This is a genomic window from Gemmiger formicilis (assembly GCF_016901605.1).
Classification (GTDB): domain Bacteria; phylum Bacillota; class Clostridia; order Oscillospirales; family Ruminococcaceae; genus Gemmiger; species Gemmiger formicilis_B.
The window spans coordinates 1-582 of record NZ_JACJKP010000392.1 but is presented as its reverse complement, the minus strand read 5'-3'; the positions used below and the strand labels follow the sequence as shown (position 1 = coordinate 582).

The following is a 582-nucleotide window of genomic DNA, read 5'->3' as shown; positions in this document are numbered from 1 at the left end:
TTGCCGGACTATGTGGATTTCAAAGAGATCGTCGAACCCCTGCGTGATTTGTTCAAGGACGAAGTACGTCAGGCCGGTCGGGAATTGGGACTGCCTGAATATCTGGTATCCCGTCAGCCGTTCCCCGGCCCGGGGCTTGCCATCCGCATTATCGGCGATGTGACTGCCGAGAAAGTGGCTATTGTGCAGGATGCCGACGCAATCTGGCGCGAGGAAGTGGACAAACTGCCCATGGAACAGCGCCCCAGCCAGTACTTTGCAGCGCTGACCAATATGCGCAGCGTAGGTGTTATGGGTGACGAGCGTACGTATGACTATGCGATTGCTTTGCGTGCCGTGACCACCACCGACTTCATGACGGCCGAAGTGACGCTGCTGCCTACGGAAACCATCACCACGGCAGCAAATCGAATTGTGAATGAAGTTAAGAATATCAACCGCGTACTCTTTGACTACACCACGAAGCCGCCGGCAACCATTGAGTTCGAATAAAACGAAACACCGCAAAAACCCAGTATTTATGCGGGCTTGCGGCGTTTCAAGAAGTCTTTTGATAACAATTTGATAACAGCCATACAAGAG

General features: G+C 52.6%; 1 pseudogene. It reads left to right on the top strand.

The window, feature by feature from the left end:
• Positions 1-492, top strand: a pseudogene (locus H6B10_RS15065) (glutamine-hydrolyzing GMP synthase); the annotation flags it as partial.
• Positions 493-582 lie beyond the last annotated feature (90 nt).